Annotated in this window: 23 protein-coding genes and 1 riboswitch; of the genes, 15 read left to right on the plus strand and 8 right to left on the minus strand. The window is 71.1% G+C overall.

All coding sequences use genetic code 11. The features are described 5' to 3' along the window. Positions 1-250: 250 nt before the first annotated feature. On the plus strand, positions 251-3,784 hold the full coding sequence (gene mfd / locus PYS65_RS21420; protein WP_279335544.1) for a transcription-repair coupling factor: 3,534 nt from the start codon (positions 251-253) through the stop codon (positions 3,782-3,784). Between the two features lie 132 nt (positions 3,785-3,916). Here the strand turns inward: mfd and PYS65_RS21425 are convergent, their stop codons facing one another. Then, positions 3,917-4,102 (minus strand): antitoxin, encoded by a 186-nt coding sequence (locus PYS65_RS21425; RefSeq protein ID WP_279335545.1) that lies wholly within the window; start codon positions 4,100-4,102, stop codon positions 3,917-3,919. A 233-nt stretch (positions 4,103-4,335) separates the two neighbouring features. Here PYS65_RS21425 and PYS65_RS21430 point away from each other — a divergent pair, with 233 nt between their 5' ends. The 3 genes from PYS65_RS21430 (at position 4,336) to PYS65_RS21440 (ending at position 7,496) form a co-directional block, all read left to right on the plus strand. Continuing rightward, on the plus strand, positions 4,336-5,112 hold the full coding sequence (locus tag PYS65_RS21430) for an HNH endonuclease family protein (RefSeq protein WP_387039119.1): 777 nt from the start codon (positions 4,336-4,338) through the stop codon (positions 5,110-5,112). 162 nt (positions 5,113-5,274) lie between these two features. Then, complete coding sequence (locus PYS65_RS21435; RefSeq protein ID WP_279335546.1) at positions 5,275-5,961, plus strand: hypothetical protein; 687 nt, start codon at positions 5,275-5,277, stop codon at positions 5,959-5,961. A 38-nt stretch (positions 5,962-5,999) separates the two neighbouring features. Beyond that, positions 6,000-7,496, plus strand: coding sequence for a serine/threonine-protein kinase (locus PYS65_RS21440; protein ID WP_279338027.1), 1,497 nt, complete (start codon positions 6,000-6,002; stop codon positions 7,494-7,496). Positions 7,497-7,548: 52 nt separating this feature from the next. Here PYS65_RS21440 and PYS65_RS21445 read toward each other — a convergent pair whose 3' ends face one another. From PYS65_RS21445 to PYS65_RS21455, 3 genes are read right to left on the minus strand one after another with little or no spacing between them, the layout of a single operon-like run. After that, entirely contained in the window at positions 7,549-7,782 is a 234-nt protein-coding gene (locus PYS65_RS21445; protein ID WP_279335547.1) for a helix-turn-helix domain-containing protein, read from the minus strand. Positions 7,783-7,802: 20 nt separating this feature from the next. After that, positions 7,803-8,225, minus strand: a complete 423-nt coding sequence (locus PYS65_RS21450) for a PIN domain nuclease (protein WP_279335548.1) — start codon at positions 8,223-8,225, stop codon at positions 7,803-7,805. Next, entirely contained in the window at positions 8,222-8,422 is a 201-nt protein-coding gene (locus PYS65_RS21455; RefSeq protein WP_279335549.1) for a hypothetical protein, read from the minus strand. Before PYS65_RS21455 ends, PYS65_RS21450 begins: the two co-directional genes overlap by 4 nt. Positions 8,423-8,826: 404 nt before the next feature. Between PYS65_RS21455 and PYS65_RS21460 the strand changes: the two genes are divergently transcribed. The 9 genes from PYS65_RS21460 (at position 8,827) to PYS65_RS21500 (ending at position 18,285) form a co-directional block, all read left to right on the plus strand. After that, the gene (locus PYS65_RS21460; protein WP_279335550.1) at positions 8,827-9,471 is read left to right on the plus strand and encodes a SurA N-terminal domain-containing protein; all 645 of its coding nucleotides are present in this window, start codon (positions 8,827-8,829) and stop codon (positions 9,469-9,471) included. An 84-nt stretch (positions 9,472-9,555) separates the two neighbouring features. Further along, on the plus strand, positions 9,556-10,572 hold the full coding sequence (locus PYS65_RS21465) for a nucleoside triphosphate pyrophosphohydrolase (RefSeq protein WP_279335551.1): 1,017 nt from the start codon (positions 9,556-9,558) through the stop codon (positions 10,570-10,572). 62 nt (positions 10,573-10,634) lie between these two features. Then, on the plus strand, positions 10,635-11,921 hold the full coding sequence (locus tag PYS65_RS21470) for a cytochrome P450 family protein (RefSeq protein ID WP_279335552.1): 1,287 nt from the start codon (positions 10,635-10,637) through the stop codon (positions 11,919-11,921). Between the two features lie 335 nt (positions 11,922-12,256). Beyond that, positions 12,257-13,270: a transglycosylase family protein gene (locus tag PYS65_RS21475; RefSeq protein WP_279335553.1), complete on the plus strand. Its 1,014-nt coding sequence runs from the start codon at positions 12,257-12,259 to the stop codon at positions 13,268-13,270. A gap of 205 nt (positions 13,271-13,475) precedes the next feature. Then, positions 13,476-13,643, plus strand: a riboswitch (cyclic di-AMP (ydaO/yuaA leader). A gap of 3 nt (positions 13,644-13,646) precedes the next feature. After that, positions 13,647-14,432 (plus strand): transglycosylase family protein, encoded by a 786-nt coding sequence (locus PYS65_RS21480; protein ID WP_279335554.1) that lies wholly within the window; start codon positions 13,647-13,649, stop codon positions 14,430-14,432. A 347-nt stretch (positions 14,433-14,779) separates the two neighbouring features. Beyond that, entirely contained in the window at positions 14,780-16,063 is a 1,284-nt protein-coding gene (gene eno / locus PYS65_RS21485) for a phosphopyruvate hydratase (RefSeq protein ID WP_279335555.1), read from the plus strand. 98 nt (positions 16,064-16,161) lie between these two features. Then, on the plus strand, positions 16,162-16,638 hold the full coding sequence (locus PYS65_RS21490) for an FtsB family cell division protein (RefSeq protein WP_279335556.1): 477 nt from the start codon (positions 16,162-16,164) through the stop codon (positions 16,636-16,638). Between the two features lie 145 nt (positions 16,639-16,783). Continuing rightward, positions 16,784-17,335: a DUF501 domain-containing protein gene (locus PYS65_RS21495; protein WP_279335557.1), complete on the plus strand. Its 552-nt coding sequence runs from the start codon at positions 16,784-16,786 to the stop codon at positions 17,333-17,335. After that, positions 17,332-18,285, plus strand: coding sequence for a Ppx/GppA phosphatase family protein (locus tag PYS65_RS21500; RefSeq protein ID WP_279335558.1), 954 nt, complete (start codon positions 17,332-17,334; stop codon positions 18,283-18,285). The genes PYS65_RS21495 and PYS65_RS21500 overlap by 4 nt, the downstream gene beginning before the upstream one ends. Before the next feature lie 16 nt (positions 18,286-18,301). Here the strand turns inward: PYS65_RS21500 and PYS65_RS21505 are convergent, their stop codons facing one another. Continuing rightward, on the minus strand, positions 18,302-18,571 hold the full coding sequence (locus tag PYS65_RS21505) for a type II toxin-antitoxin system RelE family toxin (RefSeq protein ID WP_279335559.1): 270 nt from the start codon (positions 18,569-18,571) through the stop codon (positions 18,302-18,304). After that, positions 18,568-18,840 (minus strand): type II toxin-antitoxin system Phd/YefM family antitoxin, encoded by a 273-nt coding sequence (locus PYS65_RS21510; protein WP_279335560.1) that lies wholly within the window; start codon positions 18,838-18,840, stop codon positions 18,568-18,570. Before PYS65_RS21510 ends, PYS65_RS21505 begins: the two co-directional genes overlap by 4 nt. 523 nt (positions 18,841-19,363) lie before the next feature. Between PYS65_RS21510 and PYS65_RS21515 the strand changes: the two genes are divergently transcribed. Together PYS65_RS21515 and PYS65_RS21520 are read left to right on the plus strand one after the other, a co-directional pair. After that, complete coding sequence (locus PYS65_RS21515) at positions 19,364-20,767, plus strand: NAD(P)/FAD-dependent oxidoreductase (RefSeq protein ID WP_279335561.1); 1,404 nt, start codon at positions 19,364-19,366, stop codon at positions 20,765-20,767. A 238-nt stretch (positions 20,768-21,005) separates the two neighbouring features. Next, positions 21,006-22,304: a cyclopropane-fatty-acyl-phospholipid synthase gene (locus PYS65_RS21520; RefSeq protein ID WP_279335562.1), complete on the plus strand. Its 1,299-nt coding sequence runs from the start codon at positions 21,006-21,008 to the stop codon at positions 22,302-22,304. 123 nt (positions 22,305-22,427) lie between these two features. On the opposite strand, the gene PYS65_RS21525 is transcribed toward PYS65_RS21520, so the two are convergent. Continuing rightward, positions 22,428-24,956 (minus strand): ABC transporter permease, encoded by a 2,529-nt coding sequence (locus PYS65_RS21525; RefSeq protein ID WP_279335563.1) that lies wholly within the window; start codon positions 24,954-24,956, stop codon positions 22,428-22,430. A gap of 133 nt (positions 24,957-25,089) precedes the next feature. After that, positions 25,090-25,887 carry an ABC transporter ATP-binding protein gene (locus tag PYS65_RS21530; RefSeq protein WP_279335564.1) on the minus strand — a complete coding sequence of 266 codons (798 nt, stop codon included), beginning with the start codon at positions 25,885-25,887 and terminating at the stop codon, positions 25,090-25,092. Positions 25,888-25,936 lie beyond the last annotated feature (49 nt).

The following is a 25,936-nucleotide window of genomic DNA, read 5'->3' on the forward strand; positions in this document are numbered from 1 at the left end:
GTTGACGCCCGGACTTGTGGCCGACCGGCCGGCCGACCGGCTCGGGCGGCGCACCGGCCCCGGGCGCCGGACGCCATCCATGGGCTTCGGCCGTGTCGTCCGCGGGTTTCGGCCGTGTCGTCCGTGGGCTTCGGGCGTCGTCCACAGGCTTCCGGCGTCCAGGGGCTCGGCGTCGTACGCTTGGACACCCCCGGCCCGCGGCGCGCGTCGGGCCTGTCGTGATGCACACCCCCGGATGGAAGCGCCTCGAATGAGCCTGCACGGTCTGCTGGACGCCGTCGTCAAGGACACCGCCCTCGCGGAAGCGATCGCGGCGGCCGCCGACGGCAACCGGATGCACGTCGACCTGGTCGGCCCCCCGGCCGCCCGCCCCTTCGCGGTCGCGGCCCTGGCCCGGGACACCGGCCGTACCGTGCTGGCCGTGACGGCGACCGGCCGTGAGGCGGAGGACCTGGCGGCGGCCCTGCGCTCCCTCCTCCCGCCGGAGGGGGTCGTGGAGTACCCGTCCTGGGAGACGCTGCCGCACGAGCGGCTCAGCCCCCGCAGCGACACCGTCGGACGCCGCCTGGCGGTCCTGCGCCGGCTGGCCCACCCCCGGCCGGACGACCTCGAGACCGGCCCCGTCTCGGTCGTCGTCGCGCCCGTGCGTTCCGTGCTCCAGCCGCAGGTCAAAGGGCTGGGCGAACTGGAGCCCGTCGCGCTGCGGACGGGACAGACCGCCGATCTGAACGAGACCGTCGAGGCGCTCGCCGCCGCCGCGTACGCGCGGGTGGAACTGGTCGAGAAGCGCGGCGAGTTCGCGGTGCGCGGCGGCATCCTCGACGTGTTCCCGCCCACCGAGGAACACCCCCTGCGCGTCGAGTTCTGGGGCGACGACGTCGAGGAGATCCGCTACTTCAAGGTCGCCGACCAGCGCTCCCTGGAGATCGCCGACCACGGCCTGTGGGCCCCGCCCTGCCGGGAGCTGCTGCTCACCGACGAGGTGCGGGAGCGCGCGCGGGTCCTCGCCGAACAGCACCCCGAGCTGGGCGAGCTGCTCGGCCGGATCGCCGAGGGGATCGCGGTCGAGGGCATGGAGTCCCTGGCCCCCGTCCTCGTCGACGACATGGAGCTGCTGCTGGACGTGCTGCCCGAGGGCGCCATGGCCGTCGTCTGCGACCCGGAGCGGGTGCGCACGCGGGCCGCCGACCTGGTGGCGACCTCGCAGGAGTTCCTGCAGGCCTCCTGGGCGGCCACCGCCGGCGGCGGGGAGGCGCCCATCGACGTCGGCGCGGCCTCCCTGTGGTCCATCGCGGACGTCCGCGACCGGGCGCGCGAGCTGGACATGATGTGGTGGTCGGTGTCGCCGTTCGCCGCCGACGAGGAACTGGACAACGACACCCTCAAGCTCGGCATGCACGCCCCCGAGACCTACCGCGGGGACACCGCGCGGGCGCTCGCCGACACCAAGGGCTGGCTCGCCGACGGCTGGCGCACGGTGTTCGTCACCGAGGGCCACGGCCCGGCCTCCCGCACGGTGGAGGTGCTGGGCGGCGAGGGCATCGCGGCCCGGCTGGAGGCGGACCTCGGCGCGATCGCCCCGTCCGTGGTGCACGTCGCCTGCGGCGGCATCGACCACGGCTTCGTCGACCCGGCGCTCAGGCTCGCCGTGCTCACCGAGACCGACCTGACCGGCCAGAAGGCGTCCGGCCGCGAGGGCGCCCGGATGCCGGTCCGGCGCCGCAAGACCATCGACCCGCTCACCCTGGAGCCGGGCGACCACATCGTCCACGAGCAGCACGGCGTGGGCCGCTACGTCGAGATGGTGCAGCGCACCGTGCAGGGCGCGACCCGCGAGTACCTGGTGGTGGAGTACGCCCCCGCCAAGCGCGGCCAGCCCGGTGACCGGCTCTACATCCCCACCGACCAGCTGGAGCAGATCACCAAGTACGTCGGCGGCGAGGCACCCACCTTGCACCGGCTCGGCGGCGCCGACTGGACCAAGACGAAGGCGCGGGCGAAGAAGGCCGTCAAGGAGATCGCCGCCGACCTGATCAAGCTGTACAGCGCGCGCATGGCGGCCCCCGGGCACGCCTTCGGCGGGGACACGCCCTGGCAGCGCGAGCTGGAGGACGCCTTCCCGTACGCGGAGACGCCCGACCAGCTGACCACGATCGCCGAGGTCAAGGAGGACATGGAGAAGTCGGTCCCGATGGACCGGCTGATCTGCGGCGACGTCGGCTACGGCAAGACGGAGATCGCGGTGCGCGCCGCGTTCAAGGCGGTCCAGGACGGCAAGCAGGTCGCCGTGCTCGTCCCCACCACGCTGCTGGTGCAGCAGCACTTCGGGACGTTCGGCGACCGGTACGCGCAGTTCCCGGTGAACGTGCGGGCGCTGTCCCGGTTCCAGACCGACACCGAGGCGAAGGCCGTCCTGGAGGGCCTGAAGGACGGCTCGGTCGACGTCGTCATCGGCACCCACCGGCTGTTCTCCTCCGAGACCAGGTTCAAGGACCTGGGCCTGGTCATCGTCGACGAGGAGCAGCGCTTCGGCGTCGAGCACAAGGAGCAGCTGAAGAAGCTGCGGGCCAACGTCGACGTGCTGACCATGTCGGCCACCCCCATCCCGCGCACCCTGGAGATGGCGGTCACCGGCATCCGTGAGATGTCGACGATCACCACGCCGCCGGAGGAGCGCCACCCGGTGCTCACCTTCGTCGGCCCCTACGAGGAGAAGCAGATCGGTGCGGCCGTCCGCCGTGAACTGCTGCGCGAGGGGCAGGTCTTCTACATCCACAACCGGGTGGAGTCGATCGACCGCGCGGCGGCCCGGCTGCGGGACATCGTGCCCGAGGCGCGGATCGCGACCGCGCACGGGCAGATGTCGGAGTCGGCGCTGGAGCAGGTCGTCGTCGACTTCTGGGAGAAGAAGTACGACGTACTGGTGTCGACGACGATCGTCGAGTCCGGCATCGACATCTCCAACGCCAACACCCTGATCGTGGAGCGCGGCGACAACTTCGGCCTCAGCCAGCTGCACCAGCTGCGCGGCCGGGTCGGCCGGAGCCGGGAGCGCGGATACGCGTACTTCCTGTACCCGCCGGAGAAGCCGCTGACGGAGACCGCGCACGAGCGGCTCGCGACGATCGCCCAGCACACCGAGATGGGCGCGGGCATGTACGTGGCGATGAAGGACCTGGAGATCCGCGGCGCCGGAAACCTGCTCGGCGGCGAGCAGTCCGGCCACATCGCGGGCGTCGGCTTCGACCTGTACATCCGGATGGTCGGCGAGGCCGTCGCGGACTACCGGCGCCAGCTGGAGAGCGGGGAGATCGAGGAGGAGCCGCCGCTCGAGGTCAAGATCGAGCTGCCCGTCGACGCGCACGTCCCGCACGACTACGCGCCCGGCGAGCGGCTGCGCCTGCAGGCGTACCGGGCGATCGCCTCCGCGAACTCGGAGGAGGACGTCAAGGCGGTGCGCGAGGAACTCGTCGACCGCTACGGCAAGTTGCCGGAGCCGGTGGAGAACCTGCTGCTGGTGGCGGGCCTGCGCATGCTGGCGCGCGCGTGCGGCGTCGGGGAGATCGTCCTGCAGGGCAACACCATCCGGTTCGCCCCGGTGGAGTTGCGCGAGTCCCAGGAGCTGCGCCTCAAGCGGCTCTACCCCGGCACGGTCCTCAAGCCGGCCGCCCACCAGGCGCTGGTGCCCCGGCCGAAGACGGCGAAGGTGGGCGGAAAGCCGCTGGTCGGCCGGGAGTTGCTGGCGTGGGTCGGGGAGTTCCTGACCTCGGTCCTGGGGTCGTGACCCGGGGGCCCCGCCGGTCAGGCCAGGTGCGCGGGGTGGACGGGGCACACGGGGTGCACGCGGCACTCGGGGCATGAGCGAAGCCGCCCACGGCAGGGGGTTCCGTGGGCGGCTTCCGGCCCGGACGCACGCCTATGGCTGATCGGGGCGGTCGCGCTTCATGCCGAGCCGCTCCTCTGCCTGCCGCTGCCCGGCGTCGATCTGGTCCTCGTACTTTCCGCCGGTCCGCTCGTTGAGCTTCTTCTCGGCGGCGTCGGAGGCTTTCCTGGCCTTCTCCTGTGCCGACTTGTTGCTCTTGAACTTGTCGAAGATGCCCATCCGGAGCTCCTTCCGAGGTGACTCAGCATCGACCCTACGCGCGACATGCGAGGAATGCTCCTTTTGGGCCCGTATGGTCTGGACCTCTCTCTGGCTACGGTGGACCGGGCGCGATATCGCTCCTGCGCGAGCGGGTAAGAAGAACGTGCAGCACGGAACAGCAAGGGAGGGGTGCCGTGACGCGGTACTCGACGTGGGACGGGGCACGACGTACGGGGCGGGCCGGCGGGCGAATACGCCGCGGCGGCGGACCGGGGCTCTCACGCCGTACGGGGACCGCGGTGTCGGCGCTGGCCGCCGTGGCGCTCCTCGCCGGCTGCGAGGGCGTGGTGGACACCGGTTCCCCCGCCGGGGACAGCCCGGCGGCAGTGGACGGACGCGCCGTCAGCCCCCTGGACAACCCGGACGGCACCGCGCCGGGCCTCGCACCGCTGACCGGGGAGACGGACCGGGCGGCGGCCGTCGACCTCATCGAGAAGGTGACCACCAAGGGCCGCGGACCGAAGACGGGTTACGACCGCGACGAGTTCGGCTACGCCTGGAAGGACACCGCCGACGGCGTCCCCCTCGCGCGCAACGGCTGCGACACCCGGAACGACCTGCTGCAGCGCGACGGGCAGGAGGTGCGCTTCCGCTCCGGTTCCGACTGCGTGGTGGTGGCCATGACCCTGGCCGACCCGTACACCGGCAAGACCATCGAGTGGCGCAAGGAGAACGCCTCCGAGGTCCAGATAGACCACGTGGTCCCGCTCTCCTACAGCTGGCAGATGGGCGCCTCCCGCTGGTCGAAGGAGAAACGGGAGCAACTGGCGAACGACACCCTCAACCTCATCCCGGTCGAGGGCCGCGCCAACTCCGCCAAGAGCGACTCCGGGCCCGCCGCCTGGCTCCCGCCGAGCAAGCCCGTACGGTGCTCGTACGCGGTCCGCTTCGCGCAGGTCGCCGTCAAGTACGAGATGCCGGTGACCACGGCCGACAAGCGCATGATGCTGGAGCAGTGCGGCGGCTGACCGCCGCCGGGTGAGGGACGGCGAAGGGATCGGGACGACAACGGTTCGGTACAACCCGGACCAGTTGTCCCCGGTGGCCTATACGCTCGGACTTCCACCCGAGTTCCGCCCCCGTGCGGACTTATCACCCGTCCCATCGGCCACACCGGTTCAGGAGCAGTCATGTACGGCCACGGCGTGGCACCGCCCACCCGCAGCACGGCAACGGTCATCACCCTGCGCGTGCTGTTCGTCGCCGCCGGTTTCCTGTCCTGCGGGCTGCTCGCCTGCGTGCCGCTGTTCCGGGTCGCGCTCCTGCGGGGGCGCGTCGCCGACTGGGTGGCGGCCTGGGCGAGCCTGCCCGTGTCCGTCGTCCTGCTGATGGTGATCGGTACGCTGCCGGAGTCGGACACCCGTACCGACGTCGCCGTGGCCATGCTCCTGATCCTCGGCACCGGCGCCGCCGCGTACTACCTGACCGTGGACATCCGCTTCCACCACAGGCTGCGCCAGTACGGGGTGCACGGCCCGCCGTCGCCCCACGCCACGACGATGCACGCGTCGGGCCCCGGCACTCCCTCCCCGTACGGCTATCCGCAGCCCGCGTCGCCGTACGCGCCCACAGTCGTGTCGCGGCCCCAGGCGCAGATGCCCGGGACACCCGGGCCGTCCGCACCGCCTCCCACGCCCGGACCGCACCGTTCCACGCCGTCCGCCCCCGTGCCCCCGATGCCGCAGCAGCATCCCGGGCAGCCGGCCCGTATCGACCAGGTGCGCGCCGAACTCGACGAGCTCAGCGACTACTTGCGCAGGAGCGACGGGCACGAGGGCGGCGACCAGGGCCACGGCCACGGCCACGGTGGACGGTGAGTGTGACGGCGAAACGGGTCATCGCCGGCCGCTACGAACTGTCCACGCTCATCGGGCAGGGCGGCATGGGCCAGGTCTGGACGGCCTACGACAAGCGGCTGGACCGGCGGGTGGCGGTCAAGCTGCTGCGCCCGGACAAGGTGGCCGGGCAGGAGGCCGACGAACTGCGCCGCCGGTTCGTGCGCGAGTGCCGGGTGACCGCCCAGGTCGACCACCCCGGTCTGGTCACCGTGCACGACGCGGGCAGCGCGGGCGAGGAACTGTTCCTCGTCATGCAGTACGTCGACGGCGCCGACCTCGGCGACCACCTCGCCGAGCACAACCCGTACCCGTGGCAGTGGGCGGTGGCGGTCGCCGCGCAGCTGTGTGCCGCGCTGAGCGCGGTGCACGCCGTGCCGATCGTCCACCGCGACCTCAAGCCGCGCAACGTGATGGTCAAGCAGGACGGCACGGTCACCGTGCTCGACCTGGGGGTCGCCTCCGTGATGGACAGCGACACCACCCGCCTGACCCACACCGGTTCGCCCATCGGCTCACCCGCCTACATGGCCCCCGAGCAGGCGATGGGCGGCGCGGTCGGCCCCTACACGGACCTGTACGCACTCGGTGCGCTGCTGCACGAACTGCTCAGCGGCGACGTGCCCTTCGCGGGCTCGACCGCGCTCGGCGTGCTGCACCGGCACCTCTACGAGGCACCGCGGCCGGTGCGCCAGATCCGCCAGGAGGTCCCCGAGGCCCTGGAGGCTCTGGTGCTGCGCCTGCTCGCCAAGGACCCGCAGCACCGCCCCGCCTCCGCCCAGGAGGTCTACGAGCACCTGGCGCTGCTGCTGCCGTCGCGGGGCACGCCCACCGGGGCGCCCCTCGACCCCACACGCCCCTTCCTGCGCCCGCACGCCCCCTGGCCGGACCTCGCGCGCACGCCCGCGCCCCAACCCGCCCCCGTCGTACCGCCCGCGCCCGTCGCGGAGAAGGCCGATGTCGCCGCCGCCGTGGACGAGGTCAAGCGGCTGCTCGGCGAGGGCCGGATCACCCAGGCCGTGGACATCCTCGGCAGGATCCTGCCGATCGCCGCGGAACAGCACGGCGAGCGCTCCCCGGTCGTGCGCACCCTGCGCAAGCAGTACGCGGCCACCCTCCTGGACGACGGCCAGTACCGGCGCGCGCTGCCCGAACTGCGCCGCCTCGCCTCCGAACGCGCCGCCGAGGCGGGCCAGGCCGACCCGGAGTCCCTGCGCCACCGCTACGAGGCCGCCCAGTGCCTGGAGCAGCTCGGCGACCCGGCGGCGGCGCTCGCCGAGTACCGGGCCCTGCTGCCGTACTACGAGAACCGGTACGTGGCCGCGGGCGACCCGCAGCTCGCCCATGACGTCCGCCGCCGCATCGGCCACCTCCTGCTCGCCCTCGGCGACCGCCCCGCCGCGCACGAGACCCTGGCCCGGCTGCTGCACGACGTGGAGCGCGCCCAGGGCCCCGGCCACCCCCTCGCCGCCGACATCCGCCGGACACTGGGCTGGCTGGGACAGATGCGCGGATGACCTGAACGAACCGGAGGGAAGCCCCGGTCCCGGTGCGCGAGTACGCCGGATGTCAGGTGTCGAAGTCTGCATGCAGCGAGAGAGTTCCGCCGAGGGCGGCGACATAGGCGGCGAGGGTGTCCAGCTGGGGGTTGTTGGCGCCGCTTTCGAGGCGAGCCACGCGGGCCTGGCTGACTCCGAGCCGGGTGGCCAGGGCACGTTGGCTGAGGCCATGGGCTTCGCGGAGCTGCCGGAGGAAACGGGCGACGTCTTCGGGGCCGGTACGCAGTTGGGTCTTGGTATGCATAAGAGTGCCTCTACGGGGCCTCAGTCCACCGAACCGCGTGGAGCGATCCAACGGTGCGGCTGTCCGGTGGCCTTGGCGATCGCTTCGAAGTCGGCGTCGTAGTGGAGGAGGACCAGGCCGGAGAGTTCCGCGGTTGCGGCGACCATCAGGTCCACTGCTCCCGGGCCGTGGTGTTGTCCTGAGGTGACCAGGAGTTCTTGGACCTGGCGGGCGCGCAGGAGGGTGCGTTCCGGAGCGGGAGTCCAGCCGAAGGCATCGTGGAGATAGCGATCCAGGAGAGCACGTTCTTCGCGACCTCCGGCAGCCCGCACCAGCTCGAGTTCGGTCACCTCGCATACGCTGACGCGTCCGGCGTCGAGCACCTGGGCCCATTCCCGCTCCACGCCCGGCAGGCGGAACAGGCGATTGCAGGCACTCGTGTCGATGAGGAAGGCCTTGCTCACGCTGACGGAGCCTCACCGAACGCTCCGCCTTCGTGGGCGAGTTCGCTGAGCCGACGCCGGGCGGCCCGGCGTTGGTAGATGGCCCCGGCCGCGATCTCGACGGCCCGGGTAAGGGTCTCGCTGTCGTCCTCGGTGTCCAGGAGCTGCTTCATCTCGGTGAGACGGTCGTCGTCGATCTCGACGGTGATCGTGGCCATGGAGTCCTCCCGCTGTGGTTCCGTACACCGTCATGATAACAAATGAGTTATTTTTGCACGGGCAGTCGTGTGCCCCACGCCATCCCCACCCCCAAGGCGCTGCAAGGAGGCAAGGTCAAGCAATCGGGCGGCACAAGCGGGCCCGGCCAGGAAGTCTGCTGCACGTTCTTCGGCGCGTCCGCCGCCCTCTGCCCCGGGGATCCCGGTGATCTCTTTCCCAGCGGTGTCGCCGGAGTCCCCGGCCTTGCTCGGGCCGACGGTGAAACCGGAGCGCCGATGTCGGCAGTGCTCGAAGTCGCGGTGAATCGTTGGTCGAATGGGTTGGCCAGAGCCCGGCCGCTGCCTACTATCGATCACCGCAGGACTTTGTGCACCGCCGCACAAGCTCTCCTCAGGAGGTTTCCTTGCACCGCCGTCGTCGCACCGCGCTCCTCCTCACCGCCGCCCTCACGATGGCGGCCCCCCTGCTCACCGCCTGCGGGAACGACGCGCATCCCGGCGCGGCGGCCGTCGTGGGCGGACAGCGGATCACGGTGTCGCAGCTGGAGGACCGGGTCGGCGAGATCCGCGCGGCCCAGCGGGAGGCGGTGCCGGAGGCGCAGTACGAGCAGGCCGTCGCCCGCACCGGCAGCCTCACCCGCGACACCCTGCACGGCATGGTCCTGGACCGTGTGCTGGAGCGCGCCGCGCGCGACGCCGGGGTGAGCGTCACCCCCAAGGAGGTCCAGCAGATGCGGGCCGGTCTGGAGCAGCAGGCCGGCGGGGCCGAGGCGCTGGAGACGGCCTGGCTGCAGCAGTACGGCATCCCGCCGCAGCGCCTCGACGACAACCTCCGCCTCCAGGTCCAGGCGCAGAAGCTCGCCCAGCGGCTCGGCGCCGACACCAGCCGGCCCGAGTTCTGGCAGGCCCTGTCCGAGGCGAGCAGGAAGCTCGACGTCGACCTCAATCCGCGCTACGGCACCTGGGACGACGAGAAGAGCAGCCGCGTCGACGCCAGGACCCCGTGGGTCCGGGACGTCACGGTGGACGGAGTCCAGCCGATCGCCTGAGGCGGCAGGCTTACTGTCACACCGCGTCGGCCTCCCTGTGGACAACTTTCGGGGGCCGGCGGTTCCGTGGGTTAGTTTCGGATCGTGAACGCAACCAGTCCCGCAGCCCCCTCCGCCGTACTGCCCGGCCGCATCGTCCTGCTCACCACCAGCCACCGTGTCGCGCCCGGCCTGCTGTCCTGGCCCGCCTGGCAGGCCCTGCACGCGGCCGACCGGGTGCTGTGCGCGGACGGCGCCCATCCGCAGCTGCCGTACCTGCGGGAGGCGGGCATAGCCGTCGAGGAGGCGGCACCGGCCGCCCGGGACCTGGTCGAGGCCTGCGCCGGCGGGCGGACCGTGGTCGTCGTGGCGACGGGCGAGGGCGAACCCGCCCTGACCGACGGACTGGCCCGCCTCGCGGGCACCGGCCGCGTGCGGATGCCGGAGCTGGAGCTGCTGCCCGCCTCCTACGACCTGCCGGGCGCCCGCCTGCTCGACCTCGTCCAGGTCATGGACCGCATCCGCGCCGAGTGCCCCTGGTCGTCACTGCAGACCCACAAGGGCCTGGCCAAGTACGGCATCGAGGAGGCGTACGAACTCGTCGAGGCGATCGAGGAGGGCGACCGGGAGGAACTGCGCGAGGAACTGGGCGACGTTCTCCTCCAGGTCGTCTTCCACGCCCGGATCGCCGAGGAGCACCCGGAGGAGCCCTTCTCCGTCGACGACGTGGCCGGCGGCATCGTCGCCAAGCTCATCCATCGCCACCCGCATGTCTTCGGCGGCGAGACGGCGACCACCCCCGAGGAGGTCAAGGCGCACTGGCTGCGCACCAAGGCCGTCGAGAAGCAGCGCACCTCGGTCACCGAGGGCATCCCCATGGGCCAGCCGGGCCTGGCCCTCGCCGCCAAACTGGCCTCCCGCGTCCGCACCGCCGGCCTGGACGTCCCCCTGCCCCGGGTCGAGGGCATCGGCTACGAGCTGCTCGCCCTGGCGGTACGGGCCGAAGCGGAGGGCGTCGACCCGGAGGCGGCCCTGCGCGCGGCGGCCCGCGCGTACCGGGACGCGATACGGGCCGCGGAAGGGACCGGCGAGGAGGCCGGCGGGGAAGCAGCCGGGGAGTAGGGGAGTAACCGGGGGAGTAAGGGGAGGGCTTTCGGGGAGAAGGGGACAGATACGGTCGGGGCGTGACCGACCAGCCCCAGCACCAGCACCAATCCGAGAGCACCGCGCCCGAACTCTTCACCTGGGAGTTCGCGAGCGATCCGTACCCCGCCTACGCCTGGCTGCGCGAGCACGCGCCCGTGCACCGGACGCGGCTGCCCAGCGGGGTGGAGGCCTGGCTGGTCACCCGGTACGCCGACGCCCGGCAGACCCTCGCCGACCCCCGCCTCTCCAAGAACCCGGCGCACCACGACGAGCCCGCCCACGCCAAGGGCAAGACCGGCATCCCCGGTGAGCGCAAGGCCGAGCTGATGACGCATCTGCTCAACATCGACCCGCCGGACCACACCCGGCTGCGCAGACTGGTCAGCAAGGCGTTCACACCGCGCCGCGTCGCCGAGTTCGAGTCCAGGGTGCAGGAGCTCACCGACGGGCTCATCGACCAATTCGCGGACCGCGGCTCCGCCGACCTCATCCACGAGTTCGCCTTCCCGCTCCCCATCTACGCCATCTGCGACCTGCTCGGCGTCCCCCGGGAGGACCAGGACGACTTCCGGGACTGGGCGGGCATGATGATCCGGCACCAGGGCGGGCCCCGGGGCGGGGTCGCCCGGTCGGTGAAGAAGATGCGCGGCTACCTCGCCGACCTCATCCACCGCAAGCGCGAGGCGCTGCCCGCCGAACCCGCCCCCGGCGAGGACCTCATCTCCGGCCTGATCCGCGCCTCCGACCACGGCGAGCACCTCACCGAGAACGAGGCCGCCGCCATGGCGTTCATCCTGCTGTTCGCCGGTTTCGAGACCACCGTCAACCTCATCGGCAACGGCACCTACGCCCTGCTCACCCACCCCGAGCAGCGCGAGCGCCTGCAAGCCTCACTCGCCGCCGGGGAGCGCGGGCTGCTGGAGACCGGTGTGGAGGAACTCCTGCGCTACGACGGGCCCGTGGAGCTGGCCACCTGGCGGTTCGCCACCGAGGCGCTCACCCTCGGCGGACAGCACATCGCGGCCGGCGACCCGGTCCTCGTCGTCCTGGCCGCCGCGGACCGCGACCCGGAGCGGTTCGCCGATCCCGACGTGCTCGACCTCGCCCGGCGCGACAACCAGCATCTGGGGTACGGCCACGGCATCCACTACTGCCTGGGCGCCCCGCTGGCCCGGCTGGAGGGCCAGACCGCGCTCGCCACGCTGCTGACCCGGCTGCCGGACCTCAGGCTCGCGTCGGATCCGGCCGAACTGCGCTGGCGCGGCGGGCTCATCATGCGCGGACTGCGGACCCTGCCGGTGGAATTCAGCCCATGGCCGAAGTGATTTCCTGAACGGTCACCGGACATTTGACGTAGCGATCCGCCGGACGGGCCCGTGACGGCCGCCGGGTTGCCGCCGAAGTGGCTTTTGTGCAGCCTCCGCACACCTCCGGCGTGACCGTCGGGACCCCTCCGGACACGGTCCGTCGCCTCGTCGCCGAAGTGGCACAAACGTGACACCCACTCAACTCTGTGATCTTCATGTGATCTGCGCGGCATGAACTTGTGACAAGTGATTGTCTGCGGCTACGTTCACCCATCAAGCACGGTGCATCGGTTGCACAGCTGCGCAGTTCGACTCGCCGTGCGGGTAACTGTTGTCCTGCGAAAGGTCTCCGCATGCTCTCCGGGAACGGGCGTCACCGTCGCCCCCGCCAGGCTCCGGCTCTCGTCGTCGCTGCCGGAGTGACCGGCTCAGCCATCGCGATTCCGCTTCTCGGGGCCAGCGGCGCCAGCGCGGCCGAGGGTCCGACCTGGGACCGGGTCGCGGAGTGCGAGACCGGTGGCTCATGGAGCCAGAACTCCGGCAACGGCTACTACGGCGGCCTGCAGTTGACCCAGGCGGACTGGGAGAAGTACGGCGGCCTCGACTACGCGTCCAGTGCCGACCAGGCCAGCCGTGGGCAGCAGATAGCCGTGGCCGAGAAGGTCCTCGCCGACCAGGGGGTCGGTGCGTGGCGGGCCTGCGGCCTGCTGTCGGGCCTGGGCGGCGACTCGGGCAAGGCCGGCGCCGACACCGGCGCGGACGGCGGCTCGTCGTGCGACTCGTCCGGCACCGGAGGCTCCGCCACCCCGGCGCCCTCGCAGTCCTCCGGCGCCTCGTCGGACGGCAAGGGCGGCAACGGGGGCAACGGCGACAAGAGTGCTGAGGGAGGTAAGGGGCAGGAGGTGGACGAAGGGTCCAAGTCCGGCGGTTCGGACGCCGAGCCGGACGCCTCTCCCTCCGCTTCCGCTCCTCCCTCCGCCTCGGCCTCCGCCAAGGGGGGCGACTCGGGCAAGTCGGGACAGAAGGCGGGTTCTTCGGACACATCCGCGAGTGAGGCCCCCACCGGCCGTCACCGCGGCGCCAGCGCCGAGGAGCAGGTGCGCGAGGACCGCGAGTCCGGAAGCTCCGGCCGGCACGCCTCGCGTGGCGGTCTCGGCCTCTCGCGCGGCCTCGACGGCTCGCCCCGGACCGACAGGGCTCCCGTGGGTGCCGGAATCGGTCCCTCGGTCGCCGCCGACTCCCTTGCGCTCGGCGGTGGATGGCTCACCCAGTACAGCGGGGGCGACGAGGCCGCGGGCGCGGCGGTCTCCGACCCCATCCTTCCCGGTCAGGCGCTTGTGTTCGGATTCGGGTCGGGCGAGGGCTGACATTCGAAAAGGCGCGTCGATGGCGGCAGTTGAGGTCATATTTCGTGCTGAATGTCCGTTATAAAGGCGATGAGAGATAGGTCTCAGAAGCCCTGATCGTCTTTGATTATCCGCAGGGCGCGTGTCTACGGTCAGGACCGCTCGCCACCGCGGGCCCCGGCTGCCGCCACGCCGAATCCTGCCAGTGGCAGCACGGGAACACTCGTCGCGTCATGCGCCGTAGGCAGGAGCGGGGGAACCAAGGTAGGCGCCGCATCCGGAGATTGACGCCGGATCGGCTAGGGGTGAAGCCGTGTCCCGGGAGGGACGCGGCCGGGCAACTCAACCGGCCCGAACCCGACAGCTCACCTCGTAGGCGTCGGTGAGGGGATCCTCCATGCTGTTTTCCGGCAAGGGCAAGCACCGTCGTCCGTCCAAGGCCACCCGGGTCATCGCCGTCGCCGGCGTCACGGGTGCCGCCGTCGCCGCCCCGCTGATGGCGGCCGGCAACGCTTCCGCCGCCACCGCCTCCGAGTGGGACACCGTCGCCCAGTGCGAGTCCGGCGGCAACTGGTCCATCAACACCGGCAACGGCTACTACGGCGGCCTGCAGTTCTCCGCCTCCACCTGGGCCGGCTACGGCGGCACGCAGTACGCCGCCACCGCCGACCGGGCCAGCAAGTCCCAGCAGATCGAGATAGCCGAGAAGGTCCTCGCGGGCCAGGGCAAGGGCGCCTGGCCGGTCTGCGGCAAGGGCCTGTCCAACGCCGCCCACACCGGTGGCGGCTCCGGCAACCAGAACGCCGGCAACCAGAACAGCGGTTCCTCGCAAAACACCCAGAACTCGCAGAACACCCAGAAGCAGGACGCTCAGGAACAGAGCGCCCGGAAGCAGAGCACTCAGAAGCAGAGCACCGGCTCCGCCCCCGAGCGCTCCACCGAGCAGAAGGCCTCCCGCTCCGACGAGCGTCCGGCCGCCGAGAAGAAGACCGTCACCACCCCGACCGGCGAGAAGGTCGAGAAGGGCGACGGCGAGTACAAGGTGGTCAAGGGCGACACCCTCAGCTCGATCGCCGAGGAGCACGACGTCAAGGGCGGCTGGAACAAGGTGTTCGAGCTGAACGACGACATCGTCGAGGACGCCGACCTCATCTACCCGGGTCAGCAGCTGCACCTGAAGTAAGGCGCGGCCGCAGGCCCAGGGGGCTCCGTCCCCACGGAGCCCCTCCCCGTCCCCACGGGGTTTCCCCCGCCCCGGTGCGTGTTCCCCGTACGCACCGGGGCGGGGCTTTTCCGTACGGGCGGGTCCTTGCCGACGCCCGGTGCCCGACGTCCGGTGCTCGGTACCGGTCGGCGGACACGAGGGACCCGGTTTCCGGATCCGTCTTTGTTCCATTCGGAAACAATTTACTCTCGGTTCCGTCCGAGGGGCGGCCGACCGGATGGCCGATCGCCCGGAGCCGGATAGGCTCGGTTCCGCAGGGCCCCGTGGCCCGGCTGATCCACGTCACATCCATGAAGGAGATGCTCGTGCCGTCCATCGACGTCGTCGTAGCCCGGGAAATCCTGGACTCCCGAGGCAACCCCACCGTCGAGGTCGAGGTCGGCCTCGACGACGGCAGCACGGGTCGTGCCGCCGTTCCGTCCGGTGCCTCCACCGGCGCCTTCGAGGCCATCGAACTCCGTGACGGTGACCCCGACCGTTACCAGGGCAAGGGAGTGGAGAAGGCCGTCCTGGCCGTCATCGAGCAGATCGGCCCGGAGCTGGTCGGCTACGACGCCACCGAGCAGCGCCTGATCGACCAGGCGATGTTCGACCTGGACGCCACCGACAACAAGGGCTCCCTCGGCGCCAACGCCATCCTCGGCGTCTCCCTGGCCGTCGCCCACGCCGCCTCCGAGGCCAGCGACCTGCCCCTCTTCCGCTACCTGGGCGGACCCAACGCGCACCTGCTGCCGGTGCCGATGATGAACATCCTCAACGGCGGCTCGCACGCGGACTCCAATGTGGACATCCAGGAGTTCATGATCGCCCCGATCGGCGCGGAGTCCTTCTCCGAGGCCCTGCGCTGGGGCACCGAGGTCTACCACACGCTGAAGAAGGTCCTGAAGAGCAAGGGCCTGGCCACCGGCCTCGGCGACGAGGGCGGCTTCGCCCCGAACCTCGGCTCCAACCGCGAGGCCCTCGACCTCATCCTCGAGGCCATCAAGGAAGCCGGTTACACCCCCGGCGAGCAGATCGCCCTGGCGCTCGACGTCGCCGCCTCCGAGTTCTACAAGGACGGCTCGTACGTCTTCGAGGGCAAGGAGCGCTCCGCCGCCGAGATGACGGAGTACTACGCCGAGCTGGTCGAGGCGTACCCGCTGGTCTCCATCGAGGACCCGCTGTTCGAGGACGACTGGGACGGCTGGAAGGCCCTCACCGACAAGCTCGGCGACAAGGTCCAGATCGTCGGCGACGACCTGTTCGTCACCAACCCGGAGCGCCTGGCCCGCGGCATCGAGGAGGCCACCGCCAACGCGCTGCTGGTGAAGGTGAACCAGATCGGTTCGCTGACCGAGACCCTGGACGCCGTCGAGCTGGCCCAGCGCAACGGCTTCAAGTGCATGATGTCGCACCGCTCCGGCGAGACCGAGGACGTCACCATCGCCGACCTGGCCGTCGCCACCAACTGCGGCCAGATCAAGACCGGCGCCCCGGCCCGTTCCGAGCGCGTGGCCAAGTACAACCAGCTGCTGCGCATCGAGGAGATCCTCGACGACGCCGCGGTGTACGCGGGCCGCAGCGCCTTCCCGCGGTTCCGCAACGCCTGACGACCCGGCTCCGCCAGTCGTCCGTACGTCCCCGGAGACGGTCCCGTACCGTGTCCGGGGACGTACGCGCGTATGAAATGTGAACGGGAGACGGGGACATGGCCGTGAAGGACCGGGACCGCTTCTCCACCGCTACCAGGATCCGGCTGATCGGTGAGCAGACCGCGGCCCGGGTCTACCGTTCGCAGACCAGACGCCAGGCCCGCCGTTCCCGGCTGACCGGCCGGGCCGCGCTGCTCGCCCTGGTGGTCTGCTCGCTGATCGTGGCGCTCGCCTACCCCATGCGGCAGTACGTGTCCCAGCGCGCCGAGATCGCCGACCTCCAGCAGGAGCAGGACGAGGCCCGCCGGCGGGTCGAGGAACTGCGCGACCTCAAGGCACGCTGGCAGGACGACGCCTACGCCGAGCAGCGGGCCCGCGAGCGGCTGCACTACGTCATGCCCGGCGAGACCGGCTACATCGTGATCGACCCGGGCACGGCCGAGAAGTCGCGCACCGACCTCGGAGCGGCCGACCGCCCCTGGTACGCGAACGTCTGGGACGGGGTCGACAGGTCCGACGCCGCCGCGCGGTGAGCCCCGGGTTTAGCCTTACTACCCTCAGCCGTCGTTCCGGGCCACCGCCTTCCGGAGCCCTCTGGGCCCGCTGAAGCCCTTCAGGAGCCCTCCAGGAGTCCGGGAGGGCCGCACGTCCCGTACAGAGACCCGCAGAAAGACACGTATGGACACCCCTCCGCCCACGACCCCGCGCACCGAGCCGACCGACGCGGACGTCGAGGCCTTCAAGCAGCAGCTCGGGCGGCCCCCGCGCGGGCTGCGCGCCATCGCGCACCGCTGTCCCTGCGGACAGCCCGACGTCGTCGAGACCGCGCCGAGGCTGCCCGACGGCACCCCCTTCCCGACGCTGTACTACCTGACGTGCCCGAAGGCGAACTCCGCGATCGGCACGCTGGAGGCGAACGGCGTGATGAAGGAGATGACGGAGCGGCTGGCGGCGGACCCGGAGCTGGCGGCCGCCTACCGCGCGGCGCACGAGGACTACATCCGGCGCCGCGACGAGATCGAGGAACTGAGGAACTTCCCGAGCGCCGGCGGGATGCCGGACCGGGTGAAGTGCCTGCACGTCCTGGTCGCCCACTCGCTGGCCGCCGGCCCCGGCGTCAACCCGCTGGGCGACGAGGCGCTCGCGATGCTGCCCCAGTGGTGGCGCAAGGGCCCGTGCGTGACCCCGCCCGGCGACGAGCCGGCCACTTCCAAGGAGGACGACCGATGACCCGGGTCGCCGCCGTCGACTGCGGTACGAACTCCATCCGGCTCCTGGTGGCCGACGCCGACCCCCGGACGGGTGAACTCGTCGACCTGGACCGGCGCATGACGATCGTCCGGCTCGGCCAGGACGTCGACCGCACGGGCCGGCTCGCCCCCGAGGCGCTGGAGCGGACGTTCGCCGCCTGCCGTGCGTACGCGGAGGCCATCAAGGAGCACGGCGCGCAGCGCCTGCGCTTCGTCGCCACCTCCGCCTCCCGCGACGCCGAGAACCGGGACGAGTTCGTGCGCGGGGTGCTGGACGTCCTCGGCGTGGAGCCCGAGGTCGTCACCGGCGACCAGGAGGCCGAGTTCTCCTTCACCGGCGCCACCAAGGAACTGACGGGGCGGGCTGACCTGCGCCGCCCGTTCCTGGTGGTGGACATCGGCGGCGGCTCCACCGAGTTCGTCGTCGGCGACGACCGCGTGGGCGGGGCCCGGTCCGTCGACGTGGGCTGTGTGCGGATGACCGAGCGGCACCTGGTGCGGGACGGGGCGGTGGCGGACCCGCCGACCGAGCGGCAGATCGCGGCGATGCGCGCCGACATCGAGGCCGCCCTCGACCGGGCCGAGGAGACGGTCCCGCTGCGCGAGGCGCGCACCCTGGTCGGCCTGGCCGGCTCGGTCACGACGGTCTCGGCGATCGCCCAGGACCTTCCCGCGTACGACTCGGCGGCCATCCACCACTCCCGGGTCTCCCGGGAACGCGTCCGCGAGATCACCGAGTGGCTGCTGCGCGCCACCCACGCCGAGCGCGCGGCGGTCCCGTCCATGCACCCGGGCCGCGTCGACGTGATCGGGGCGGGTGCCCTCGTCCTCCTCTCGATCATGGAACGGATCGACGCGAAGGAGGTCGTGGTCAGCGAACACGACATCCTGGACGGCATCGCGTGGTCCTTGGCGATCGACGAGGGATGAGAGAGGGGACGGGGCGCTACAGGTTGCGGTAGACGTCCCGTCGGTCGCCCACTTTGACGACGAGGATGACGAGTTCGCCGTCGTTGATCTGGTAGGCGACCCGGTAGCTGCCGACCCGCAGCCGGTAGAGCCCCGACGGGCCGGTGAGCTTCTTGACGTCGGCGTCCTCGCGGTACGGATCGTCGCCGAGCGCGGTCAGTGCGGTGAGGATGCGCATCGCGTCGTGCCGGCTGATGGACCGGAGCTGCCGCTGTGCTGCCGTGGTGAACCGGAACGCGTACTTCACGCCGCGCCTTCACCGCGCTCGCTGAACAGGTCCGCCAGCAACTCGGCCATGGAAACGGTGGGCCCGCCGTCGGCCAGAACTGCTTCCGCCTCGCGGGCCAGCATCACGTCAGCAGCCTCCTCCAGTGCTTCGAAGTCGGAGATCGGCACGACTGCGGCGACCGGGGCGCCGTTGCGTGTGATGACCGTCGGAGTGCCTTCCTCGGCCCGGTTGATGTGTTCCGAGAGGTGTGCGCGTGCGTCCCTGACGGTCACGGTGTTATCGGTCATGAGTCAAGTGTACGCGCTCGCGTGTACACGCTGCTGGATACGGGAGCCGCGTCCGTGGGGCATCCTGGACGGCATCGCGTGGTCCGTCGCCGTCGGTGAGCAGGACTCTGCTGAGCAGGGTGGATACCGTTTGAGCGGTGATCGGTAGGGCCGATGGGCCCCTTCCGGCGGGTGTCGGCGGGAAAGTTCGTGAAGTTCTTCACAAGGAATCGGCCTCCGTGAGTCGAAGAAGAGGGCCCGGTTGACCCTTTCGGGCACCCAAACCCCCTTTGAACACGTTCAGAAGGGGCGGGCGGATACCCCCGGACCGGTCGCCGCGGAAGCCCTGCTCATGGTCTCGCGGTGCCCGAAAATCCAAAGAGATGCAGCTCACGAGGTATTGACAACGGATCGGGCCGAGTACTCGTTCCCGTTTCCCGGCGTGGACTTGATCACAAAAGTCGGGAAGTGTAACACAGGCACTGACCGAGCTTGTGAAGGGGCGCACGAGCTCACCCCTGAGGGCGGGGGGATACTCGATGGCATGAGCACCACGGAGCGTCCCAGGATCCTCGTAGTAGGCGGTGGGTACGTAGGCCTGTACGCAGCTCGGCGCATCCAGAAGAAGATGCGCTACGGCGAGGCGACCGTCACCGTCGTCGACCCGCGGTCGTACATGACCTACCAGCCCTTCCTGCCCGAAGCCGCCGCCGGCAACATCTCCCCGCGGCACGTCGTCGTCCCCCTGCGACGCGTGCTTCCCAAGGCGGAGGTCCTCACCGGCCGGGTCACCACCATCGACCAGGACCGCAAGGTCGCCACGGTCGCGCCGCTGGTCGGCGAGGCCTACGAACTGCCCTTCGACTACCTGGTGATCGCGCTCGGCGCGGTCTCCCGCACCTTCCCGATCCCCGGCCTCGCCGAGCAGGGCATCGGCATGAAGGGCATCGAGGAGGCCATCGGCCTGCGCAACCACGTCCTCGAGCAGCTCGACAAGGCCGACTCCACCACGGACGAGGAGATCCGCCGCAAGGCGCTCACCTTCGTCTTCGTCGGCGGCGGCTTCGCGGGCGCGGAGACCATCGGCGAGGTCGAGGACCTGGCCCGGGACGCGGCCAAGTACTACAAGAACGTGTCCCGTGAGGACATGCGCTTCATCCTCGTCGACGCCGCCGACAAGATCCTCCCCGAGGTGGGTCCGAAGCTCGGCCAGTACGGCAAGGAGCACCTCGAGAGCCGCGGCGTCGAGGTCTACCTCTCCACCTCCATGGACTCCTGCGTCGACGGCCACGTCGTGCTGAAGAACGGCCTCGAGGTCGACTCCCACACCATCGTGTGGACGGCGGGCGTCAAGCCCAACCCGGCCCTGGCCCGCTTCGGCCTGCCGCTGGGCCCGCGCGGCCACGTCGACACCCAGCCGACCCTCCAGGTCACCGACAGTGACTACATCTGGGCCGCGGGCGACAACGCCCAGGTGCCGGACCTCGTGGGCCGCAAGGCCGGCAACGAGAACGCCTGGTGCCCGCCGAACGCCCAGCACGCGCTGCGCCAGGCCAAGGTGCTCGGCGACAACGTGGTCTCCGCCATGAGGGGCTTCCCGCAGAAGGAGTACAGCCACGCCAACAAGGGCGCGGTGGCGGGCCTCGGCCTGCACAAGGGCGTCGCGATGATCGTCGTCGGCAAGATGAAGATCAAGCTGAAGGGCCGGCTGGCCTGGTACATGCACCGCACGTACCACGGCATGGCGATGCCGACCTTCAACCGCAAGATCCGTGTCTTCGCCGACTGGACCCTCGCCATGTTCCTCAAGCGCGAGGTCGTGTCCCTGGGCGCGATCGAGTCCCCGCGCGAGGAGTTCTACGAGGCCGCGAAGCCGGCGCCGGTGCCCGCGGCCGCGGAGCCGGTGAAGACCGAGAAGACGGAGAAGGCCGAGGCCAAGGCTTCCTGAGCCGCCGGTCCCCGGACCGGTCCCGGACCCGTCCGGTCCCAGGCTCATCGGTCACCCGAAGGGGTCGCCCGCCATCCGTGGTGCGGGTGGCCCCTTCGGTGCTTTTGCCTGTTTCTGACGCGTGCCGGGTACGTTCCGGCGGCCGCAGGTGTTTACGTGGTGAGGACATTCCGGGATCGCCTTCCCCGAGCTCTCGACCTCGCTCGAGCAGGGGACGCACCTAGCGGAGGTGTACACCATGAGAGACGCCGCTCCGCGGCTGAAGGGCCTCGTCGAACAGTTGCTGGGCACGCCCGTCCCGCTGCGCATCCGCGCCTGGGACGGATCACAGGCCGGCCCCCCGGGCGCACCGACCCTCGTCGTACGCAACCGCCGGGCCGTGCGCCACCTGCTGTGGAAGCCGGGCGAACTCGGCCTCGCCCGCGCCTGGGTGGCCGGCGACCTGGGCGTCGACGGCGACCTCTACACCGCCCTCGACCTGCTCTCCGGCCTCCTCTGGGAGCGCGCTGAGGGCGCCCCCGCCCCGGCCCGGTCGCTGCGCGACCCCGAGGTCCGTTCCGCCGTCCGCGGCCTCCTCGCGCTGGCCGGCCCGCCGCTGCCGCCCGGCCCGCCCCCGGAGGAGGCCCGCAGGCCCCGCCGCGGCCTGCACACCAAGCGCAGCGACCGACGCGCCATCAGCCACCACTACGACGTCGGCAACGACTTCTACGAGATCGTCCTCGGCCCGTCCATGGTGTACTCCTGCGCCTACTGGCCGGCCCCGCCCCCGCGGGGCACCCTCGAGGAGGCCCAGCGCGACAAGCTGGAACTCGTCTGCCGCAAGCTCGCCCTGACACCGGGCCGGCGCCTGCTGGACGTCGGCTGCGGCTGGGGCTCCATGGCGATCCACGCCGCCCGCGAGCACGAGGTGGACGTCGTCGGCATCACCCTCTCCGGGGAGCAGGCCGCCTACGCCCGTAAGCGCGTCGCCGACGAAGGGCTCACCGACCGCGTCGAGATCAGGGTCCAGGACTACCGGGACGTCCCGGACGGCCCCTACGACGCGATCTCCTCGATCGGCATGGCCGAACACGTCGGCTCCCAGCGGTACCTGGAGTACGCCACGGTCCTGCACCGCCTCCTGAAGCCCGGCGGACGGCTGCTGAACCACCAGATCGCGCGCCGCCCGCAGCGGGACGAATCGGCGTACCGCCTGAACCCGTTCATGGACGCCTACGTCTTCCCCGACGGTGAACTCGCCCCCGTGGGCACCACGGTGTCCCTGCTGGAGCGGGCCGGCTTCGAGGCGTGTGACGTCGAGTCGCTCCGCGAGCACTACGCCCTCACCCTGCGCCGCTGGGTGGCGCAGCTGGAGGCGGGGTGGGACCGGGCCGTCGAACTCGCCGGCCCGGGACGTGCCCGCGTCTGGCTGCTGTACATGGCCGCCTCCGCGCTCGCCTTCGAACACGGCCGCATCGGCGTCAACCAGGTGCTGGCCGTGAAGACCCCCGCCTCCGGCACCTCCGGCCTCCCCCTGCGCGCCCGCACCTGGAACTGACCGGCTCACCCCGGGCCCCGACGCGGAAGGGGCGGGCCCCGTCGCGGTGACCGGTCGTCGGTCACCGCGACGGGGCCCGCCCGCGCGTGCTGTTCGGCCGCGCGTGCCGCGCCTCCTGCCCGGTCACTCGGTCTTGATCGCCTGCAGCATGTTCAGCCGGGCCGCCCGCCGGGCCGGCCACAGCGCCGCCAGCACGCCCACGACACCGGCCAGCAGCAGGAAGAGCGTCAGCCGCTCCCAGGGCAGGACCAGTTCGTACGTCGGCATCCTGGCACCCAGGAGCTGACCGGCCGCCCAGCCGAAGAACACGCCCAGCCCGATGCCGAGCACCCCGCCGAACAGGGAGATCACCAGGGACTCCAGGCGGACCATCCGCTTGACGCCCTGGCGGTCCAGGCCGATCGCGCGCAGCATGCCGATCTCCTGGGACCGCTCGAACACCGACATGGCCAGGGTGTTGATGACCCCGATCACCGCGACCAGCACGGCCATGGCCAGCAGGCCGTAGACCATGTTCAGGATCAGCGTGAACATCTGCGCCAGCTCGTTGGAGAGGTCCTGCTTGTCCTGGACCTTGATCGCGGGGTTGGCGCCGAGGGCCTTCGCCAGACTGTCCTTCGCCGCGTCGGAGGCGCCGTCGGAGGTCTTCACCAGGAGCAGCATGTCGTCCGGGTCCGACTGGTGCGGGGCGAGCGTCGCGGTGTCGAGCATGATGCCGCGGAACATCTCGTTGCCCTCGTAGACACCGGCGACCGTCAGCTTCTGCTTCTTGCCGTCCTCGTAGGCGATGGTGAGGCCGGAACCGGCCTTCCAGCCGCGGCGCTCGGCCGTCTCGTGGTCGACGACGATCCGCGTGCCGCCCACCTCGAAGGCGCCCTCCCGGACCGGGAACTCGGTCAGCCCGCCGATCGCGGCGCCGTCGACACCGGTCAGGAACGCGGTCTCCCCGTCGATGCGGGCCGCCGCGTTGCGCATGGGGCTGACGGCGGTGACGCCGTCGGCCTCCCGCAGCATGCGCCCCACGTCCGGCGTCAGCCCGTGGCCGTTCGCCATGGACACCACGTAGTCGGCCTTGATCGAGGAGGACGCCATCTTGTCGATGGACTTCTGCAGGCTGCCCGCCACCACCGTCATACCGGTGATCAGGGTGAGACCGATCATCAGCGCGGACGCGGTCGCGGCGGTACGGCGCGGATTGCGCACCGAGTTCTGCCGGGCCAGCTTCCCGGACACCCCGAAGAGGCGGAGCACCGGAGCCGCGGCGGCGATCAGCGGGCGGGACAGCAGGGGCGTCAGGACGAACACACCGATGATCAGCAGCACCGCGCCGAGCCCCATGGGGGCCTGGCCGTCCGAGGCGTCCATCGTCGTGGCCACGAGGACCACCGCGACACCGGCCCCCGCGAAGAGCGCGCCGAGCGTGTTGCGCAGCACCAGCGACCTGGTCGTCGCCTGGGCGTGCACCGAGCTCATCGCCGCCACCGGCGGGATCTTCGCGGCCCGCCGCCCGGGCAGCCAGGCGGCGAGCATGGTGATCAGGATGCCGACCGCGAACGCGGTGCCGACGGTGCCCGGCGTGACCACCAGGGGGCCGTCGGGCATGGTCGCGCCCAGCGACCCCACCAGGGACCGCAGCCCGGCGCCGATGCCGACACCGGTGAGCAGCCCGACCACGGCGGCGACCGCACCCACCAGGAACGCCTCGATCAGCACCGACCGCGTGACCTGCCGGCGGGAGGCGCCGACCGCGCGCATCAGCGCCAGTTCCCTGGTGCGCTGGGCGACCAGCATGGTGAAGGTGTTGGCGATGATGAACGTACCGACGAACAACGCGATACCGGCGAACACCAGCAGGCCCTGCTTCAGACCGCTCATCGACGAGGCGATCATCTCCGCCTGCGCGTCGGCGAGTTCGCCGCCGGTTCTGGTGCTGACGGTGCCGGCGGGCAGCGCCTTCTCCAGCTGCGACTGCAGCGCCGCCTCGGAGACGCCGTCCTTCGCCTTGACGGCGATCTCGTCGAACGTGCCCGCCTTGCCGAACATCCTCTGCGCGGTCGCGGTGTCGAACAGGGTGAGGCTTCCACCGGCCGCGACATTGCCGTCGTCCGTGGTGAAGACACCGGTGACGACCGGCTCCAGCACGGGACCGTCGACCGACATCCGTACGGTGTCACCGACCTGGTAGCCGGTGCGCTTCGCGGTCTCGGAGTCGATGAGGATCTCGTCGGCGCCCTTGGGCGCGCGTCCGTCGGTCAGCGGGTAGCGGGGGTCGTCGTCGCCCCAGTAGTTGCCGCCCTGCGACTGGAAGCCGTCGCCGACCAGCTTGCCGTCCTTGCCCGCGAGGGCGGTGAACCCCTGGACGACCCCGATGGCCCGCGCGGCACCGGGCACCCCGGCGCTGTCGTCGACCATGGCCGGAGTCAGCTCGTGGTACTCGCCGGGCTTGTCGCCCTCGGGCTCCCTCCACTCGGCGGTGACGGCGACGTCGATGTGGTCGAAGCCCTTGGCGGACTGCTTCTGGAGAGCGTCGGAGATGGTGTTGGTGAAGACCAGGGTCCCCGACACGAAGGCCACGCCGAGCATCACGGCGAGCACGGTCATCAGGAGCCGGGCCTTGTGCGCGAGCACGTTGCGCAAGGCGGTACGGAACATGGGTGTCTTCTCGGGTATGTAGGTATGAGGGTGGGGATGCGGGCCGCGGGAGGTGCGGCGGGGCGTCGGCATCGGGGCGTCGACCGCTGACGGAACCTCGATCAACGGCGGACGTGACCCTGCTGACGTTGTCTCAGCTGGTGCGCCCCTTGGCGTCGAACTTCTTCATGCGGTCGAGCACCGAGTCGGCCGTCGGCCCGTGCATCTCGTCCACGATCCTGCCGTCCGCGAGGAACACCACCCGGTCCGCGTAGGCCGCGGCGACCGGGTCGTGGGTCACCATGACCACCGTCTGCCCCAGCTCGCGCACGGAGTTGCGCAGGAAGCCCAACACCTCGGCGCCGGAGCGGGAGTCCAGGTTTCCGGTGGGCTCGTCGCCGAAGATGATGTCGGGCTGGGAGGCCAACGCCCGCGCCACGGCCACCCGTTGCTGCTGCCCGCCGGACAGCTGCGCGGGCCGGTGGCTCAGCCGGTCGGACAGGCCGACCATCCGGATCACCTTCTCCAGCCACTCCTTGTCCGGCTTGCGCCCCGCGATGTCCATCGGAAGGGTGATGTTCTCCAGGGCCGTGAGGGTCGGCAGCAGGTTGAACGCCTGGAAGATGAAGCCGATCTTGTCCCGGCGCAGCTTGGTCAGCTGCTTGTCCTTCAGGGAGCCCAGCTCGGTGTCACCGATGCGCACGGAACCGGACGAGAACGTGTCGAGACCGGCGACGCAGTGCATCAGCGTGGACTTGCCGGACCCCGACGGGCCCATGATCGCGGTGAACTCTGCCTGCTGGAAGCCGACGGAGACCTGGTCGAGGGCGACCACCTGGGTCTCGCCCTGGCCGTAGATCTTCGACAGGTCCGTGGCGCGCGCGGCCACGGTGGTGATCCGGTCGGCGGGGGGTCCCCCCGGGCGGAGTCCGGGGGAGGGTGCGGTGGTCACGGGATGGACACTCCTGTCGGGACGGCTGTTTCGCCGGAACGGGGACGTG

It is taken from the genome of Streptomyces cathayae (genome assembly GCF_029760955.1).
Classification (GTDB): domain Bacteria; phylum Actinomycetota; class Actinomycetes; order Streptomycetales; family Streptomycetaceae; genus Streptomyces; species Streptomyces cathayae.

What these genes read in the sequence shown, in the direction of transcription:
- PYS65_RS21480 (WP_279335554.1), top strand. Translation starts at nt 13,647, where the DNA reads ATGCTGTTTTCCGGCAAGGGCAAGCACCGTCGTCCGTCCAAGGCCACC.
- PYS65_RS21520 (WP_279335562.1), top strand. Translation starts at nt 21,006, where the DNA reads ATGAGAGACGCCGCTCCGCGGCTGAAGGGCCTCGTCGAACAGTTGCTG.
- PYS65_RS21515 (WP_279335561.1), top strand. Translation starts at nt 19,364, where the DNA reads ATGAGCACCACGGAGCGTCCCAGGATCCTCGTAGTAGGCGGTGGGTAC.
- PYS65_RS21495 (WP_279335557.1), top strand. Translation starts at nt 16,784, where the DNA reads ATGGACACCCCTCCGCCCACGACCCCGCGCACCGAGCCGACCGACGCG.
- PYS65_RS21510 (WP_279335560.1), bottom strand. Translation starts at nt 18,840, where the DNA reads ATGACCGATAACACCGTGACCGTCAGGGACGCACGCGCACACCTCTCG.
- PYS65_RS21445 (WP_279335547.1), bottom strand. Translation starts at nt 7,782, where the DNA reads ATGCATACCAAGACCCAACTGCGTACCGGCCCCGAAGACGTCGCCCGT.
- PYS65_RS21490 (WP_279335556.1), top strand. Translation starts at nt 16,162, where the DNA reads ATGGCCGTGAAGGACCGGGACCGCTTCTCCACCGCTACCAGGATCCGG.
- mfd (WP_279335544.1), top strand. Translation starts at nt 251, where the DNA reads ATGAGCCTGCACGGTCTGCTGGACGCCGTCGTCAAGGACACCGCCCTC.
- PYS65_RS21475 (WP_279335553.1), top strand. Translation starts at nt 12,257, where the DNA reads ATGCTCTCCGGGAACGGGCGTCACCGTCGCCCCCGCCAGGCTCCGGCT.
- PYS65_RS21425 (WP_279335545.1), bottom strand. Translation starts at nt 4,102, where the DNA reads ATGGGCATCTTCGACAAGTTCAAGAGCAACAAGTCGGCACAGGAGAAG.
- PYS65_RS21500 (WP_279335558.1), top strand. Translation starts at nt 17,332, where the DNA reads ATGACCCGGGTCGCCGCCGTCGACTGCGGTACGAACTCCATCCGGCTC.
- PYS65_RS21525 (WP_279335563.1), bottom strand. Translation starts at nt 24,956, where the DNA reads ATGTTCCGTACCGCCTTGCGCAACGTGCTCGCGCACAAGGCCCGGCTC.
- PYS65_RS21455 (WP_279335549.1), bottom strand. Translation starts at nt 8,422, where the DNA reads ATGGCCACGATCACCGTCGAGATCGACGACGACCGTCTCACCGAGATG.
- PYS65_RS21435 (WP_279335546.1), top strand. Translation starts at nt 5,275, where the DNA reads ATGTACGGCCACGGCGTGGCACCGCCCACCCGCAGCACGGCAACGGTC.